The organism is Streptomyces sp. NPDC004788, assembly GCF_053601115.1.
This window is the reverse complement of sequence record NZ_JBSGBF010000025.1, coordinates 24,799-40,527: the sequence shown is the minus strand read 5'-3', so window position 1 is coordinate 40,527 and position 15,729 is coordinate 24,799. Positions and strand designations below refer to the sequence as shown.

Annotated in this window: 16 protein-coding genes; 5 read left to right on the top strand and 11 right to left on the bottom strand. The window is 72.5% G+C overall.

What is annotated here, in order from left to right:
• Positions 1–74 precede the first annotated feature (74 nt).
• On the top strand, positions 75–629 hold the full coding sequence (locus tag ACWEJX_RS14090) for a peroxiredoxin (RefSeq protein ID WP_451607713.1): 555 nt from the start codon (positions 75–77) through the stop codon (positions 627–629).
• Positions 630–631: 2 nt separating this feature from the next.
• Positions 632–1,165, top strand: a complete 534-nt coding sequence (locus ACWEJX_RS14085) for an alkyl hydroperoxide reductase (protein ID WP_386865860.1) — start codon at positions 632–634, stop codon at positions 1,163–1,165.
• 83 nt (positions 1,166–1,248) lie between these two features.
• On the opposite strand, the gene ACWEJX_RS14080 is transcribed toward ACWEJX_RS14085, so the two are convergent.
• The 5 genes from ACWEJX_RS14080 to ACWEJX_RS14060 all read right to left on the bottom strand — a co-directional run bounded on the left by ACWEJX_RS14080 (position 1,249) and on the right by ACWEJX_RS14060 (position 7,033).
• Complete coding sequence (locus ACWEJX_RS14080; protein WP_451607712.1) at positions 1,249–1,953, bottom strand: hypothetical protein; 705 nt, start codon at positions 1,951–1,953, stop codon at positions 1,249–1,251.
• Positions 1,950–3,458 carry an AI-2E family transporter gene (locus tag ACWEJX_RS14075; RefSeq protein WP_451607711.1) on the bottom strand — a complete coding sequence of 503 codons (1,509 nt, stop codon included), beginning with the start codon at positions 3,456–3,458 and terminating at the stop codon, positions 1,950–1,952. The genes ACWEJX_RS14080 and ACWEJX_RS14075 overlap by 4 nt, the downstream gene beginning before the upstream one ends.
• Before the next feature lie 112 nt (positions 3,459–3,570).
• Positions 3,571–4,266, bottom strand: coding sequence for an aggregation-promoting factor C-terminal-like domain-containing protein (locus tag ACWEJX_RS14070; protein WP_451607710.1), 696 nt, complete (start codon positions 4,264–4,266; stop codon positions 3,571–3,573).
• Between the two features lie 369 nt (positions 4,267–4,635).
• Entirely contained in the window at positions 4,636–5,961 is a 1,326-nt protein-coding gene (locus ACWEJX_RS14065) for a PhoH family protein (protein ID WP_451607709.1), read from the bottom strand.
• 310 nt (positions 5,962–6,271) lie between these two features.
• Positions 6,272–7,033: an isoprenyl transferase gene (locus tag ACWEJX_RS14060; RefSeq protein ID WP_451607708.1), complete on the bottom strand. Its 762-nt coding sequence runs from the start codon at positions 7,031–7,033 to the stop codon at positions 6,272–6,274.
• Positions 7,034–7,144: 111 nt separating this feature from the next.
• On the opposite strand from ACWEJX_RS14060, the gene mgrA reads away from it, so the two are divergent.
• Positions 7,145–8,182, top strand: coding sequence for an L-glyceraldehyde 3-phosphate reductase (mgrA, locus tag ACWEJX_RS14055; RefSeq protein ID WP_451607707.1), 1,038 nt, complete (start codon positions 7,145–7,147; stop codon positions 8,180–8,182).
• Between the two features lie 280 nt (positions 8,183–8,462).
• Here the strand turns inward: mgrA and ACWEJX_RS14050 are convergent, their stop codons facing one another.
• Together ACWEJX_RS14050 and ACWEJX_RS14045 are read right to left on the bottom strand one after the other, a co-directional pair.
• Entirely contained in the window at positions 8,463–9,839 is a 1,377-nt protein-coding gene (locus ACWEJX_RS14050) for a DUF2079 domain-containing protein (RefSeq protein WP_451607751.1), read from the bottom strand.
• 172 nt (positions 9,840–10,011) lie between these two features.
• Positions 10,012–10,749: a prepilin peptidase gene (locus ACWEJX_RS14045; RefSeq protein ID WP_451607750.1), complete on the bottom strand. Its 738-nt coding sequence runs from the start codon at positions 10,747–10,749 to the stop codon at positions 10,012–10,014.
• A gap of 38 nt (positions 10,750–10,787) precedes the next feature.
• On the opposite strand from ACWEJX_RS14045, the gene ACWEJX_RS14040 reads away from it, so the two are divergent.
• The gene (locus tag ACWEJX_RS14040; protein WP_451607706.1) at positions 10,788–11,153 is read left to right on the top strand and encodes a DUF192 domain-containing protein; all 366 of its coding nucleotides are present in this window, start codon (positions 10,788–10,790) and stop codon (positions 11,151–11,153) included.
• On the opposite strand, the gene ACWEJX_RS14035 is transcribed toward ACWEJX_RS14040, so the two are convergent.
• Both ACWEJX_RS14035 and ACWEJX_RS14030 read right to left on the bottom strand, forming a co-directional pair.
• The gene (locus tag ACWEJX_RS14035) at positions 11,125–12,225 is read right to left on the bottom strand and encodes a hypothetical protein (protein ID WP_451607705.1); all 1,101 of its coding nucleotides are present in this window, start codon (positions 12,223–12,225) and stop codon (positions 11,125–11,127) included. The two genes, ACWEJX_RS14040 and ACWEJX_RS14035, sit on opposite strands and share 29 nt — an antisense overlap.
• 11 nt (positions 12,226–12,236) lie before the next feature.
• Positions 12,237–12,692: a hypothetical protein gene (locus tag ACWEJX_RS14030; protein ID WP_451607704.1), complete on the bottom strand. Its 456-nt coding sequence runs from the start codon at positions 12,690–12,692 to the stop codon at positions 12,237–12,239.
• 346 nt (positions 12,693–13,038) lie between these two features.
• Between ACWEJX_RS14030 and ACWEJX_RS14025 the strand changes: the two genes are divergently transcribed.
• The gene (locus ACWEJX_RS14025; RefSeq protein ID WP_451607703.1) at positions 13,039–13,884 is read left to right on the top strand and encodes an endonuclease domain-containing protein; all 846 of its coding nucleotides are present in this window, start codon (positions 13,039–13,041) and stop codon (positions 13,882–13,884) included.
• Positions 13,885–13,896: 12 nt separating this feature from the next.
• On the opposite strand, the gene ACWEJX_RS14020 is transcribed toward ACWEJX_RS14025, so the two are convergent.
• Together ACWEJX_RS14020 and ACWEJX_RS14015 are read right to left on the bottom strand one after the other, a co-directional pair.
• Positions 13,897–15,111 carry a hypothetical protein gene (locus ACWEJX_RS14020; protein WP_451607702.1) on the bottom strand — a complete coding sequence of 405 codons (1,215 nt, stop codon included), beginning with the start codon at positions 15,109–15,111 and terminating at the stop codon, positions 13,897–13,899.
• Between the two features lie 7 nt (positions 15,112–15,118).
• A complete protein-coding gene (locus ACWEJX_RS14015) occupies positions 15,119–15,727 on the bottom strand; it encodes an OmpA family protein (protein WP_451607701.1) in 609 nt (202 codons plus the stop codon).
• Positions 15,728–15,729 lie beyond the last annotated feature (2 nt).

The following is a 15,729-nucleotide window of genomic DNA, read 5'->3' as shown; positions in this document are numbered from 1 at the left end:
TGTCAGGATGTGAGACGTCCAACCCCTCACGGAAGCCCCCAAAAGGGACCCTTCCGACCTTGCAAGGAGAGCGCGTGCTCACTGTCGGTGACAAGTTCCCCACCTACGACCTGACCGCCTGCGTGTCGCTGGAGAGCGGCAAGGAGTTCGCTCAGATCGACCACAAGACCTACGAGGGCAAGTGGCGCGTGGTGTTCTTCTGGCCGAAGGACTTCACCTTCGTCTGCCCGACCGAGATCGCCGCGTTCGGCAAGCTGAACGACGAGTTCGCCGACCGTGACGCGCAGATCCTGGGTGTCTCCGGTGACTCGGAGTTCGTGCACCACGCCTGGCGCAAGGACCACGCCGACCTGCGTGACCTGCCCTTCCCGATGCTGGCCGACTCGAAGCACGAGCTGATGCGCGACTGTGGTGTCGAGGGCGCCGACGGTTTCGCGCAGCGTGCCGTGTTCGTGATCGACCCGAACAACGAGATCCAGTTCGTCATGGTGACCGCCGGCTCCGTCGGCCGTAACCCGAAGGAGGTCCTGCGGGTGCTCGACGCGCTGCAGACCGACGAGCTGTGCCCGTGCAACTGGAACAAGGGCGAGGACACCCTCGACGCGGCCGCGCTGCTGGCCGGTGAGTGAGCATGGCGCTCGATGAGCTGAAGGCCGCCGTACCGGACTTCGCCAAGGACCTGAAGCTGAACCTCGGTTCGGTGATCGGCAACAGCGAGCTGCCGCAGCAGCAGCTGTGGGGCACGGTGCTCGCCTGCGCGATCGCCTCCCGTTCGCCGAAGGTGCTGAAGGAGCTGGAGCCGGAGGCCCAGGCCAACCTGAAGCCCGAGGCGTACCAGGCCGCGAAGTCGGCCGCCGCGATCATGGCGATGAACAACGTCTTCTACCGGACCCGGCACCTGCTGTCGGACCCGGAGTACGGGACGATGCGCGCCGGTCTGCGGATGAACGTCATCGGCAACCCGGGCGTCGAGAAGGTCGACTTCGAGCTGTGGTCGCTGGCCGTCTCCGCGATCAACGGCTGTGGCCAGTGCCTGGACTCGCACGAGCAGGTCCTGCGCAAGGCCGGTGTCGACCGCGAGACGATCCAGGAGGCCGTGAAGATCGCCGCGGTCATCCAGGCGGTCGGCGTGACGCTGGACGCCGAGGCGGTCCTGGCCGAGTAGGGCCCGCCGCAGAGCACGCAGAGCACGACGAAGGCCCCGGGGTTCGGAGAACCCCGGGGCCTTCGTCGTGTCCGTACCGGCGCCTACTTCTTCAGCGCGGCCATCAGCTGCCTCATGTCCTCGACGAGATACGTCCGCATGGCGGCCGGGTCGAGCTTCGGTACGTTGTCGCGGGGGATGCCGTGCTCGTCGAGCTCCTCCGCCCGGACGTTGAAGCTGAGCTCGGCCTGTCCATCGAGGACTTCGAGCGAGGTGTCACCCAGCGGTCCGCCGGCGTAGGCCATGTCCCCGAGGCCGGCGATCCAGTCGCCACCGCCGAGGCCCCCCGGGTCCGCCCGCAGGGCCTCGAACTCCGGTCGGGGGTCGGTGACCCGGTGCAGCCGGTAGTCGATGCTCACCTCGTACGGGATGTTGCCGGACTTGAGGTACACGGAGCAGCTCCAGGAGAAGTAGGCGGGCTGCTCCACCTTGTAGGGCTCCTGGTGCACGGCCCTGTCGCCGGTGTCCCTCGGGCCGATCGCCGAGGTCAGGCCCTCCAGCTTCGCCGCCTTGCAGGGGTCGCGGTCCGTGCGGTAGCCGCCGAGGTCGGGGCCGGCGTCGCGGGCGTGCCCGTACGCGTAGAGCCCGCCGGCCCAGACGGCGGAGGCGACGACCGCGCCGCCGAGCGCCCACAGCCAGGGGCGGCGGGCCCGGGGGGTCCGGGGCCGCCCGGGCTCCTGGGCGAAGTACGGCGGAGGGCCGGCGTCGGGGAAGGCGGGGCCGCCGACGAGTTCGGGTTCGGAGATCACGCGTCGACTCCCGGGAGACGGTCGGTCGAGCCGGGCGCCGGGGTGGGCGCGACCTCGAAGGCGGTGGCGCCGCGCGGTTCGGGCGTGGCGCGCAGAGCCTGTTCGGTGCTGTACGCGCGGAGGTAGCCGACCACGGTGTTGAGGACGGCGACCAGCGGGACGGCGACGACGGCGCCGCCGATGCCGGCGGTGAGCCCGCCGGCGGCGACGGCGAGGACGACGGCGAGCGGGTGGACGCGGACGGCCCGGCCGAGGATGAACGGCTGGAGGACGTGGCCTTCGATCTGCTGCACGGCGAGGACGACGACGAGCACCATGAGCGCGGTGAACACGCCGTTGGTGACGAGGGCGACGACGCAAGCGAGGGCGCCGGAGACGACGGCGCCGACGAGCGGGACGAAGGCGAAGAGGAAGATGAAGACGGCGAGCGGCACGGCCATCGGCACGTCGAGGAACCACAGGCCGATGCCGATGAAGACGGCGTCGATGAGGGCGACGAGGACGGTGCCGCGGACGTAGGCGGTGAGGGTGCGCCAGGCGCGCGGGCCCGCGCCGGCGACGCCGGGCCTGGCCTGGGCGGGCACCAGCTTGAGCGTCCACTCCCAGACCTTCTTCCCGTCGTAGAGCAGGAAGAGGGTGCAGAACATGGCCAGCAGGATGCCGGTCATGCCCTCCACGATGACGGTGACGCCCTGGAGTCCGGCGGAGGTGATCTGTTCGGCGTTGGCGCCGATGGCCTCGCTGAGGTTCTTGGCGATGTCGTTGATCTGCTGCTCGGTGACGTGGAACGGGCTGTCGAGCGCCCAGTGCTTGAGCTCCTCGATGCCGTCCTTGACCCGGTCGGACAGGTTGTCGACGTTGTCCATGACCTGCCAGACCACGAACCAGCCGACCAGGCCCATGATCACGAAGCCGGAGACGGCGGTGATGGCGGTGGCGAGGCCGCGCGGCAGGCCCTTGCGGCGCAGCAGGGCGACGGTGGGCTGGAGCAGCGCGGTGATGAGGAGGGCGGCGACGAAGGCGAGGACGACCAGCTGGACGGAGCTGATGACCTTCATCAGGACCCAGACGGTGCCGGCGAGGACGAGCAGGCGCCAGCCGGCCTCGGCGGCGACGCGCATGCCCCAGGGGATGGCGGCGACGGGGTCGGGGCGGGCGGCGACGGCGGGTGCGTACGCGGGGGGCGCGGGTACGGAGGCGGAGGCGGAGGCGGGCTTGTCCGCGCCCTCCGTCGCCGTGGGGGTCGGCGCGGCGGTCGGCGCGGCGGTCGGTTCCGGCGCGGGGGCGAGGCCCAGGTCGCGGTCCCGGTCGAGGTCGTGTCCGGCGGCCAGGCGGGCCGGGTCCACCGCGGTGTACGGCTCCGGGGCGGCGTACGGCTCCGGCGTCGCGTACGGCGGTCCCGCGGGGTCCTCGCGTCCGGCCTCCGCGCGGCGTTCCTCAAGGCGTTCGCCCATCCGGCTCAGGCTCCTGCCCAGCCGGTTCAGCCATCCTGGCAGTCTCGACATGCTCTTCCCTCTCCCCCCTCGGGTCCTCGAAACTACACCTACCTACAGGCGAAGCCCCTCACCGGAAGACGGTGAGGGGCTTCGAAGGGTTGAGCGGAGGCCGCTGCCGGTCCTAGTACCAGCGGTTGGCCTGCCAGAACGACCAGGCGCCGCAGGGGCTGCCGTAGCGGCCGTTCATGTAGCTGAGGCCCCACTTGATCTGGGTGGCCGGGTTGGTCTGCCAGTCGGCGCCGGCGGAGGCCATCTTGGAGCCCGGGAGGGCCTGGACGAGGCCGTAGGCGCCGGAAGAGGCGTTGGTGGCGCGGTAGTTCCAGCCCGACTCGTGGCTCACGATGTTGCTGAAGCAGGTGAACTGGTCGCCGGCCATCATCTGACGGGCCATGGCCTTGACGTCGGAGATGGAGTACGACCCCTGGGCGGCGAAGCTCGTGGCGTCGCGGAGGGCGGACCGGCTGGCGCGCTCGGCCTCGGCGTCCTTGCGCTCCTTCTCGGCCTTGTCGGCGGCCGTCTTCTTGGCCTCGGCGTCCTTGGCGGCCTGGATGCGGGCGGCTTCCTCGGCGGACTTGCGCGCGAGGGAGTCGGCGGCGGCGGCCTGGACGTCGGCCTGCTCCGAGAGCGAGGAGACCTGTACCTGGGCCTGCTCGCCCGCGGGGATGTCCGCGAGCAGCGTCGCGTCGGCCGCGGTGGCCTCGAAGTTGTCGTTCGAGGGCTGCGCGGCGTTGCCCGAGGCGACACCGGCGATGGCGCCGACAGTGGTGACCGCAGTGGCCGAAGCCACCGCGAATCCCCGGACCGAGATCCGGCTCACACGGTTTCCTTCCACAATCACCCGCACGCGTGACCACGCGGGCGAAATCGTGCCCCTGGCGCTGGTCTCCGTTACTAGATGACTAGTGGGTCACAGAAGACACGGGCCCGTGGTGCTGTGGGCGGCATACGGCGAACGGCTGTTGAGTTGTGTGGTGCTGCACCCCTGAGGGTGCACGTGTGCCGTATGCGGGGCCTGACGGAAGCAAGACTCTGCCGGACGGCGACGCCGCAAGGCAATTCCACGTTGCGTGTGAAAGCTCACACCTGGGTGGGCGCACGGGATTTGGCCGATACGGGCGACAGCGCGGCGCCGCCCGGCTAAGCTCTCGCGCTTTGCCGGGCGGCGCCAACTGGCGTCCCATACGGGTCAGATCTGGACGTCCTCCAGCATTTCGGTCACGAGCGCGGCGATCTGCGAGCGCTCGGAGCGGGTGAGCGTGACGTGCGCGAAGAGCGGATGGCCCTTCAGCTTCTCGACGACGGCGACGACTCCGTCGTAGCGGCCCACCCGCAGGTTGTCGCGCTGGGCGACGTCATGGGTGAGCACCACACGGGAATTCGCCCCGATCCGGGACAGAACGGTCAACAGCACGTTCCGCTCCAAGGACTGGGCCTCGTCCACGATGACGAACGCGTCGTGCAGCGAGCGGCCCCGGATGTGGGTGAGCGGCAGCACCTCCAGCATGCCGCGCTGCAGGACCTCCTCGATCACCTCGCGGCCCGCCACGGCCGACAGGGTGTCGAAGACGGCCTGCGCCCACGGGCTCATCTTCTCGGCCTCGGTGCCCGGCAGATAGCCGAGCTCCTGCCCGCCGACCGCGTACAGCGGACGGAACACCATCACCTTCTGGTGCTGACGGCGCTCCAGGACCGCCTCCAGGCCGGCGCAGAGCGCGAGCGCCGACTTGCCGGTGCCGGCCCGGCCGCCCATGGAGACGATGCCGACGTCCGGGTCGAGCAGCAGGTCGAGCGCGATCCGCTGTTCGGCGCTGCGGCCGCGGATGCCGAAGGCCTCCCGGTCGCCGCGCACCAGCCGGACGTTGCCCTCGGAGGTGACGCGGCCGAGCGCCTTGCCGCGCTCGGACTGCAGCACGAGACCGGTGTGCACCGGCAGTTCGGCCGCCTCCGGCACGTACAGCGTCTCCTGGTCGTAGAGGATGTCGATCTGGTCGGCGGACAGCCCGATCTCGGTCATCCCGGTCCAGCCGGAGGAGTCCGTGATGGCGAGCTCGGCGCGGTACTCCTCGGCGAGCAGGCCCACCGAGGACGCCTTGATCCGCAGCGGCAGGTCCTTGGAGACGACCGTGACGTCGTATCCCTCGGCCTGGAGGTTGCGGGCGACGGCGAGGATCCGGGAGTCGTTGTCGCCGAGCCGGTAGCCGGCCGGAAGGACGCTGGGGTCCGAGTGGTTGAGTTCGACACGCAGGGTGCCGCCCAGCTCCCCGATGGGGAGCGGTGCGTCGAGGCGCCCGTACCGGACCCGGAAGTCGTCGAGCAGGCGCAGCGCCTGCCGGGCGAAGTAACCGAGTTCGGGGTGGTGCCTCTTGGCCTCCAGCTCGGTCACCACGACGATCGGCAGCACGACTTCGTGCTCCTCGAAGCGGGACATCGCGCTGGGGTCGGCCAGCAGGACGCTGGTGTCGAGAACATAGGTGCGCCTGTCGGACAAGCGGCGCTTAGTGCTGGTCACCACGGAAGGACAGACCCCCTTTGTCGACCCCTGAGAGGTCGGGGTGCGACGGCTCCGCGGGCCGCGGAGCCGGTGTCGCGGCGGAATGGGACCGGGCTCAGGCCACGATGCGCGGGCCGAGCGCCGGCCCTCCGCTTCTCCCGTGCGTGTCCCGCACGGTCGTCCTGGTGCAAAGGGCCTCCCGGGTGGCGGTCTCCGTGCCGCTCACTTCACATGGGATATGCCCTCGAACACACGCCGTCATGCCATGGCATATGACGGCGCGTTCATGAACGGAGGGTGACGGGTGGGGCGGGGCGGGCCCCGGGGGGCCTCAGTTGCCGAAGCGGCGGTGCCGGGCCGCGTAGTCGCGCAGCGCCCGCAGGAAGTCGACCTTGCGGAAGGCCGGCCAGTGCACCTCACAGAAGTAGTACTCGGAATGCGCGCTCTGCCACAGCATGAAACCGGACAGGCGCTGCTCGCCGCTGGTGCGGATCACCAGGTCCGGGTCGGGCTGGCCGCGGGTGTAGAGGTGCTCGGAGATCAGGTCGATGTCGACGACCTCGGCCAGCTCCTCGAAGCTGGTGCCGCGCTCCGCGTGGTCGAGGAGCAGGGAGCGGACCGCGTCCGCGATCTCCTGCCGGCCGCCGTAGCCCACGGCGACGTTCACGAGTATGCCCTTGTTGTCCAGGGTGGCCTGCTCGGCCTCCTTGAGCACGGACTGGGTGTGCGCCGGCAGCAGGTCGAGGGTGCCCACGTGGTGCACCCGCCAGCGCCCGTCGGCGGCGAGGGCCCGCACCGCGTCCTCGATGATGCCGAGCAGCGGGAGGAGCTGTTCCTCGGGGCGGTTCAGGTTGTCGGTGGAGAGCATCCAGAGCGTGACGACCTCGACGTCGGTCTCGGCACACCAGCCGAGCAGCTCCTGGATCTTGTCCGCGCCGGCCTTGTGACCCTGCTCCGGGGTGCCGCCGCTGGCCTTGGCCCACCGGCGGTTGCCGTCGAGGATGACACCGATGTGCTTGGGCACCTGGGCGTGATCGAGGCGGCCTTCCACCCGGCGTGCGTAGAGCCCGTACACCAGGTCGCGCAGGTTCACTGTTCTTTACCCCTCCATGCAGTGTCGGCCCCCCGAAGCCGCCACATTACTGCGGACGGGTAACGAGCTCCCAGCCCGGGACTGTCACAAGTCCGTGATAAGCAGAGATACGTGACTGATTCCCCCCTCTACCGCGCCGCCGCGGACCGCTACGACGCCATGGAGTACCGGCGCACGGGCCGCAGCGGGCTCAAGCTCCCCGCGATCTCGCTCGGCCTCTGGCACAACTTCGGCGACGACCGCTCGCTCGACTCGCAGCGGGCGATCCTGCGCCGCGCCTTCGACCTGGGCGTGACCCACTTCGACCTGGCCAACAACTACGGCCCGCCGCCCGGCTCCGCCGAGCTGAACTTCGGCAAGATCTTCGCGCAGGACTTCGCGCCGTACCGGGACGAGCTGATCGTCTCCACGAAGGCCGGCTATCTGATGCACCCCGGGCCGTACGGCGAGTGGGGCTCCCGCAAGTACCTGATGTCGTCGCTCGACGCCTCCCTGAAGCGGATGGGCCTCGACTACGTCGACATCTTCTACTCGCACCGCTTCGACCCTCACACGCCCCTGGAGGAGACGATGGGGGCGCTGGCCTCCGCCGTGCAGCAGGGCAAGGCGCTGTACGTGGGCGTCTCCTCGTACACCAGCGAGCAGACCGCCGAGGCCGCGCGGATCCTCAAGGACATGGGCGTCCCGGCCCTGATCCACCAGCCCTCGTACTCGATGATCAACCGGTGGACGGAGGAGGACGCCCTCCTCGACACCCTGGAGGCGGCCGGCATGGGCTGCATCTCCTTCGTGCCGCTGGCGCAGGGCCTGCTCACCAACAAGTACCTCAAGGGCGTCCCGGAGGGCTCGCGCGCGACCCAGGGCAAGTCCCTCGACCCGAACCTGCTCTCCGACGAGGTGCTGCGCCGGCTGCGCGGCCTCGCCGACATCGCGGAGCGGCGCGGCCAGTCGCTGGCCCAGCTGGCGCTGAAGTGGGTGCTGCGGGACGAGCGGATGACGTCGGCGCTGATCGGCGCGTCGAGCGTGGCGCAGCTGGAGGAGAACGTGGCGGCGCTGCACGGGGCTCCGCTGACGGAGGAGGAACTGAAGGAGATCGACGCGTTCGCCGTCGACACCGAGGGCACCAACATCTGGGCCGGTCGGGGCTGAGCCGGTCCCGTGGCGCGGGCGGGAAAAGAAAACGGGCCGGTCCGTGGGGGGGATACGGACCGGCCCGAGGGGGGGTTTCCACCATAACCCTTCATTAACCGTGTTGTGCGCCACGCGCGCCGACCGGTCACCGCCGATTCGCCCGGAGGCCAAGCGGCACAAGGGCTGTAGCGGCCCGTGGCGGGTTTGCGCCCGGGCGTGGCGGCGGAATCCGTACCTCCCACGGGGGACCCCGGTCACGGGTCGCCCGGTTGACGCGGCGAGGGGGCCGGGCCGCAGGTCAGGAGGTGCCTCGGCGGCGGAGCAGCGTGATGCCGTCACGGCGGGCGACGAGCTCATAGCCGTACGTGCGCTGCGCGGCGGCCAGCTCCGCCTGCTGCTGCTCCAGGGGGTAGGGCCAGTGGCCGCGCCGGTACGGCCAGGCCTCGGGGGCCTCGGGATCGTGGATGATCCATTCGGCCGTGGGCGGCGGCAGGTCCTTGCGCCGGTACTCGTAGAGCCGCCCGCCGACCGGGAAGGTCGGGAAGAGGACGACCGTGCAGCGGGAGGTGAGCTGCGGGGCGAGCCGGTTGGAGGCGGCGACGGTCGCGCCGTCGGGGATCCGCGCGAGGAGCGCCCGGGCCGCCTCCAGGTGCGGGGTGGTGTGCCAGGTGGCCCGCTGTGCGAGCTGCGCCAGCGGGAAGGACGGGACGAGCACGGCGGTCACGGCGAGGACGGTGGCGAGCGCGGCCCGGACCTGGCGCCGGTCGCCTTCGCGGCCTTCGTGGCCTTCCCGGCCGAGGACGTCGAGGAGCCCGGCGAAGACCACGGGCATGAGGATCGCGCTGTAGTGGAAGGCCGTGCCCCAGTGGAAGACGTTCTCCGAGGCCATCCGCCAGCCGAGCGTGGGCAGCGCGATCAGCGCGAGCGGTGAGCGCAGCGCGAGCAGCGCGGACGGGGCGAAGACCAGGATCAGGGTGGTGGCCTTGAGGTCGGGCCGCAGCAGGTCGAGCGGGGCGTGCGCGAGCGCGGAGAGCAGCGAGCCGTGCGCGGCGGCGAGCTGGCCGCCGTGGGCGTAGCCGCCGGTGGGGGCGAGGGCGGGGAGGATGACCTTGATCTCCAGGGCCGAGCCGAGCAGTCCGGCGGCGACGGTGGCGAGGCCGAGCCGGCGGGCACCTCTGTCCGTACGGCCCGTGAGGGCGATGTACGCGCCGACGGCGGCGAGCGTGAACCCCAGGTCCTCCTTGACGAGCAGCAGCGGCGCGGCCCAGGCGACGGCGGCCCGCCACCTCCGCCGCCCGAGCGCTTCGAGGGACCAGGCGAGCAGCGGTACGGCGAGGGCCACCTCGTGGAAGTCGAAGGCGGCGGCCGACGCGATGCCCCAGCTCAGCCCGTATCCGGCGGCGACGGCATGGGCGGCGCGCGGGCCGACGGCGCGGACGGCCCAGCGGGTCAGGGGTACGGCGCCGAGCGCGAGGAGCGCGGACTGGGCGACGAGGAGGGTGAGCGGCGAGGGGAAGAGGCGGTAGAGCGGGGCGAGGACGGCGAGGAGGGGGTGGAAGTGGTCGCCGAGGAGGTCGAATCCCTCGCCGCGCAGCGGCACGACGGGGGCGCGGAGCTCGGCGTAGGCGCGGACGGCCTGTTCGAAGATGCCGAGGTCGTAGCCGGTGGTGCGCATGAGCTGGTGGCGGCGCACGGCGACGGTGGCGTAGAGGAGGCAGAGGGCGGCGGCCCAGACCCACGGGAGGAGGGCGGCCCGCTGTCGTTCCCTTGCCGCAGACGGTGTCGGCACATATGGGGTCAATTCCGTATCGATTGTCCGCATATGGGCTGATGTTAGGGCGGCTCGTTCAGGGCAGGGCGGTGAACGCGCCGAGCAGCAGCCCCAGGAGCGCGCCCACGATCATGAACGGCCCGAACGGGATCGCCGAGCCGCGCCCGGCCCGGCGCGCGAGGACGAGCCCGAGCCCGTACACCGCCCCGAGCAGGAACCCGGCGAACGCCCCCGCGAACAGCACCCCCCAGCCGTACCAGCCGAGGGCGGCGCCCAGCGGGACGGCCAGCTTCACGTCGCCGAGGCCCATGCCGTCCGGATGGAGGAGGAACAGGCCCAGGTAGCCGCCGCCGAGCGCGAGGGCGCCGAGGAGGGAGTGCGTCCAGGACCCGGCCGCGTACGGCAGGAGCGCGGCGAGCGCGAGGAGCAGCGGCAGCGCGGCGGCGAGCGGCAGCGTCAACGGGTCCGGCAGCCGGTGGACGCGCGCGTCGACGACGGCGAGGAGGGTGCCGAAGGGGGTGACGAGCAGCCAGACGAGCAGCTCGGGCCGCGGGCCGCCGGTGGCAGCGGCGAGCGCGGCGCAGGCGAGCGCGGTGAGCAGCGGCGCGACGAGGGGGGCCCGCGTGGTCGCGCAGCCCGCCCGCCCGGGGCCGCCGAGCCAGCCCCGCGCCGGCCCCGCGAAGGGATGGCCCGCCGGACAGGCGGGCCGCCAGGGCTCGTCGGGCGCGACGGCGAGCCGGTAGGCGGCCCGCGGGACGAACAGCCCGGCCGCCGCGCCCCACAGGGCGGCGGCGGTGACGAGGGCGATCGACAAGGCGTCCACGGGCCGACCCTAGGGCTACTGTCGTACGCATGGGGAGGACTTGGCGGGATGGGCTCGGGTGGCTGGACACACCGGACGGCGGGCCGGTCCCTCTGGAGATCGCCGCCGGCTACAAGGCGCGGCGGCGGGGGCTGCTCGGCCGCGACGGCATCGACGGCGCGCTGCTCATCACCCCGACGAACAGCATCCACACCTTCGGCATGCGCTTCGCCCTCGACGTCGCCTATCTCGACCGCTCGTTCACCGTCCTCGACGTGGTCACCATGCGGCCGGGCCGGCTCGGCATGGTCCGGTGGCGCGGCCGGCACGTCCTGGAGGCGGAGGCCGGCCTGATGGCGGGCTGGGGGCTGCGGCGCGGAGTGACCGTCAGGGTGGACCGGCGCCGAGGAGCGTGAAGGCGCCGTAGGCGGCGGAGGCCAGCGCGAGGGCGGCGAGGGCGGGCACGGCCGTACGGGTCCGGAGCCGCGCCAGGGCCGCGGCCGGCGGCAGCAGCAGGCCGAAGGCGGGCATCATCAGGCGGGGCCGGGAGCCGAAGTAGGCGGCGCCGACGAGCGAGACGACGACGACGGCGACCGTGTAGACGAGCAGCGGCAACGGCTGCCGCTGCCGCACGCACAGCACGATCAGCCAGCCGAGCAGCCCGAGCACGAGGCAGAGGCCGAGCGCCGCCGGCCACGGCAGCCCGGCGATGAAGCGGGCGAGGGCGACACCGCCGTCGATGGAGTTGCCCCAGGCCGCCTGCACGTCGAAGTAGGCCGTCGCGCTGCCCTGGCGGACGCCGACGTACACGACGTACGCGAGCCAGCCGAGCGGCGCGAGCAGCACGCCCACGACGAGGCGGGCCCGCAGGCGCCGTTCGCGTACGGCCGTCACCACGGCCGTGATCCCGATCGCGGCGATCAGCGCGGCCGCCGTCGGCCGGGTGAGTCCCGCGAGCACGGACAGCGCCCCGGCGAGGATCCAGCGGTCCCGCAGGACGGCGAGGACGGACCAGGCGGCGAGTGCGGTGAACAGTGTCTCCGTGTACGCCATCGACTGCACGAACGCCGTCGGGTACACCCCCCACAGCACCGCCAGTACGACGCCGGTGCGCCGCCCCGCGACGTGCGCGCCGACCGCGTAGATGCCCCAGGCGGCGGCGAGCGAGGCGGCCCAGGCGACGAGGAGCCCGGCGGTGGCGGCGTCGACGGGGAGGACGGTGGCGACCGCCCGCTCCAGGGCGGGGAAGAGCGGGAAGAACGCGAGGTCGGCGTGGACGCTGCCGTTGGGGAGCGTGACCTGGTGGCCGTATCCCTGCTCGGCGATCCGCGTGTACCAGACGGCGTCCCAGCGCCCCTTCAGCCGGTGCAGCCCGTCCTCGCCGGCGACCGCGGCCGCGACGGCGAGGACGGCGAGCCCGAGGAGGCGGGTGGCGGCGTAGCCGCCGAGGGCGAGGGACAGGGGGTGACGCGGGGCGGAGCGGGACATGCGCTCGATTATCAGCCGCCTGGACGAAGACGCCGGAATCGCGCGGCCATGACGGGCCCGAGCCGCGTCACGATCGCGTGGCCGGGCTCGTGGGGGTGGGGCAGGTCACCGAGGAAGGACGTGACGATGACCTCGTCGACGCCGACGACTCCGCGGCGGCTCTGCTCCTCCAGGAAGTCGAGGGTGCGCCGCCAGTCGACGGCGCCGGCGTCCCCTTGGAGGAAGGAGCGGACGGTGTCCTGGACGACGTCCCAGAAGAAGACGTGTGGCTGGACGCAGCCCTGGCTGAAGACGTGCGCGTCGTAGGCGTCGCGGAAACCCGGGACGCGGGCGACGAGGTCGCTGACGAGCTGGACGCCGGGGGTGGTGGGGGTGGTGGAGGTGGCAGGAGTGAGGGGGGTGGCGGGAGTAAGGGGGGTGGCAGGAGTGAGGGGGGTGGCAGGAGTGAGGGGGGTTGGGGTGGTCATCGGCTGCCCGTTTCGGATGCGCTGGGGAGCTCGCTCGTGCGAGCTCGTGAGGGCCGGCTCCTTGATCAGAATGCCCGCTCCGAAGTGCCCGATGTCATCGATTAACGGTGCTTTTGCGCTTTCCTGACGATGCCTTTCGCGGAGTTTTCCACAGGGGATGCGAAGTGTCGCTCTTCCGTGGATCGTTGCTCGTATGTACGAGTTGGGGAGGCTCGCCAGGGGCGGGGTGCTGCTGACCGTTCGCGCGTACGAGGCGGGTTGGACGCGCGGGCGGCTGCGGGGGCGGCTGAGGCACGAGGGATGGCAACCGATCTGCCGGGGGGCATGGGCCGCCCCGGGGAAGGAGGTGGACTGGAAGGGCCGGGCTCGGATCGTGCAGTCGCTCCGTCCCGACCTGGTGTGCAGCCACGCGACGGCGGCGGCACTGCACCGCATCGAGCACCTGGGCGCATCCGGCGGGCTCGGGGCGTCGGGCGGGCCGGACGGAGCTGTCGAGTCCGCCGAGTCCGGTGGGTCGGAGCTGCTGGAGTTCACCACCCGCCGGAAGGGTGCGGGCGGGATCACCGGCAGAGCCGGCTTCCGGGGCGGCGTCCGCGTCCGCGTTCACTCGACCCCGTTCCTCACGGAGGCGGACAGCTCCGTACGGGCCGGGCTGCGCGTGACCACGCCGGCCCGGACGGTCGGCGACCTGATGCGCCGTGGCACCCGCGAAGAGGCCGTGGTCACGGCGGACTCCGCGCTCGCCCGGCGCACGGTCCAGGGCATCCGCCGCGCGCCGCTCGTCCGCCGGGAGCAACTCGATGCCGAACTGGCCCCACGCCGGCCGGGCGCGGCCCGCGCCCGCGCGTGGCTCTCCCTGACCGACCCCGCCTCCGGCTCCCCCGCCGAGACGATCGCCCGCCTCCGCATACACGACGCGGGCCTCCACCCGGAGAGCCAGCCCCTCCTGCACACCCGCTCCGGCCGCACCCTGCGCCCCGACTTCCTCTTCCGCGCGGCGGGCCTGGCCGTGGAGATCGAGGGCTACGCCTTCCACGGCAGCCGCCAGGCCCACGAGCGTGACGTCGACCGCTTCAACGCCCTGACGGACTGCCGCGAGGTCCGCCGGGTCCTCCGCTTCACGGCGAGGGAGGTGTTCCGGCACCCGGACCGGATGATCGCGACGATCAGGGGTGCGCTGGAGCGGGACTGAGGCGGGTGACGGTCATCCCCTCCGAGCGCTCTCGATCTCCGCCGCCCCGCGAGCGTGGCGCCCCTGTGTGCGACGGCGGGTCCGCTGGGCCAGCGGCCAGGCGCCGAGCCCGGCGACGAGGACGGTGCCGGTGGTGACGCCCGCGATGCCGATGGCGCGCAGGGTGGGATCCGGGGCGCGTACAGGAGCGGAGGAAGCAGGGTCCGCACCCGTGGGGGGCGGGCTGAGGGCGACGTCGAGGGAGACCGGGACGGGGGTGGGAGCGGCGCGGTCGAGGGTGAGCTGGACGTAGTACGCGCCGGCGAAGCGCATGGCGCCGACGGCGTTCGTGGTGCCCGTGGAGCGGTTGGCGTAGGCGGCCGGGGCGGTGCCCAGGGAGAGGGTGGCGGGTTCGCCGGTGTAGAGGCCCTTGGCCTCGTCGACGGCGCCGCGCGCCGGGTTGTACAGCGCGAGCCGCAGCCCGTCCGGCAGCGCGGAACGCCCGGGCGGCGCGGTCGCCTTGCCGAACCGTGCCCGTACGAAGAGCTGCTGCCCCCAGTCGACCGGCACCCGGTAGAAGCGGCTCTCCCCCGGCCGCAGCTCGTCCCGCCAGGTGCCGCCGTCGCCGGAAAGGGCAGCGGCGTCGTTGAAGCCGGTGCCGCCGTGGGCCGTGCGGGCCTGCCCCGCGCCCAACCCGGCCGGCGGCTCGGTGCTCCACGCGGTCGGCGCGGGCGGCGCCGGTTCGTCGGGCGCGGGCTCGACGACGTACCCGAGTTCGACGGTCCGCCGCGCCGCCGAGCCCTCCGCCCGCCCGACGCCCTCGACGACGAACACGTACTCCCCCGGCTCCTGGCAGTCCCGCCCCGGTTCGACGCGACGGCTGACGTAGTCGGCGATGGGCCGGGCGGTGCGACCGTAGAAACGGACGTCGGTGTGCATGCCGCACGGCATGCCGCCGGGGGTGCGGAGGGAGAGTGAGAGGCCGTCGACGACGTCGACGGGCTGGCCGGGGGCGGGGGCGAGGACGGCGGAGAGGTAGACGTTCGAGGTGCCGTCGAGGCGCACCCGGTAGGTGCGGGTCTCGCCCTTCGCGATGCTGTCGGTGTACGTGCCCGGCCCCGGCAGCACCGCACCGGTGCCGACGGGCCGGGCGTCGGGCGCGGTGCGGTACGGGGGCGGGCCGCTGCTCCCCGCGTGGCCGCCGAGCGCCCCGACGACGACGAGCGCGGCTGCTATGACCGTGCGCATCGCCCCGCTACCCGCCGGAGGTGCGGGGGAAGGACACCTCGACGCGGCGGTTCTTCTTGCGGCCCTCCTCGGTGGCGTTGTCCGCGATCGGGTAGTCCTCGCTGTACCCGCGGATGTCGTACGTCATCCCCGCGTCCAGACTCTTGGCGAGCTCCTGCTGGACGGCGTCGGCGCGTTCCTTGGACAGCTTCAGCCCGTGCTCGTACGTCCCCAGGTCGTCGGTGAACCCGAACACGCGCACCCGGCCCGACCCCTGCTTCCTGATCTCCGCGGCGATGGCCGCGATCCGGGCGGCGGCGGACGGGCTGAGCCTGGCGCTGTCCTTGCCGAACAGCACCTCGGCCTGCAGCGCGAACGTCACGTCCACGTTCGTGTCCTCGCGCCGCTGCTCGCCGCCCTCCTCCTCGACGATCTGCTTGATGTCGAGGACCTTCGGCGGCGCGAGCGTGGCGCCGTCGGGCAGCATCAGCGCGGGCGAGTTGGTGTCGATGGCGGGCAGGGGCGCGCCGGTGGAGGTGGAACCGGGTGGATCGTCGGCGCGCGCCGTCCCGGCGGAGGCCGAGAGCAGGACGAGACCGGCGGCGAGGGCGGCGAGGCGGCGGCGTGTGGAGGTCATGG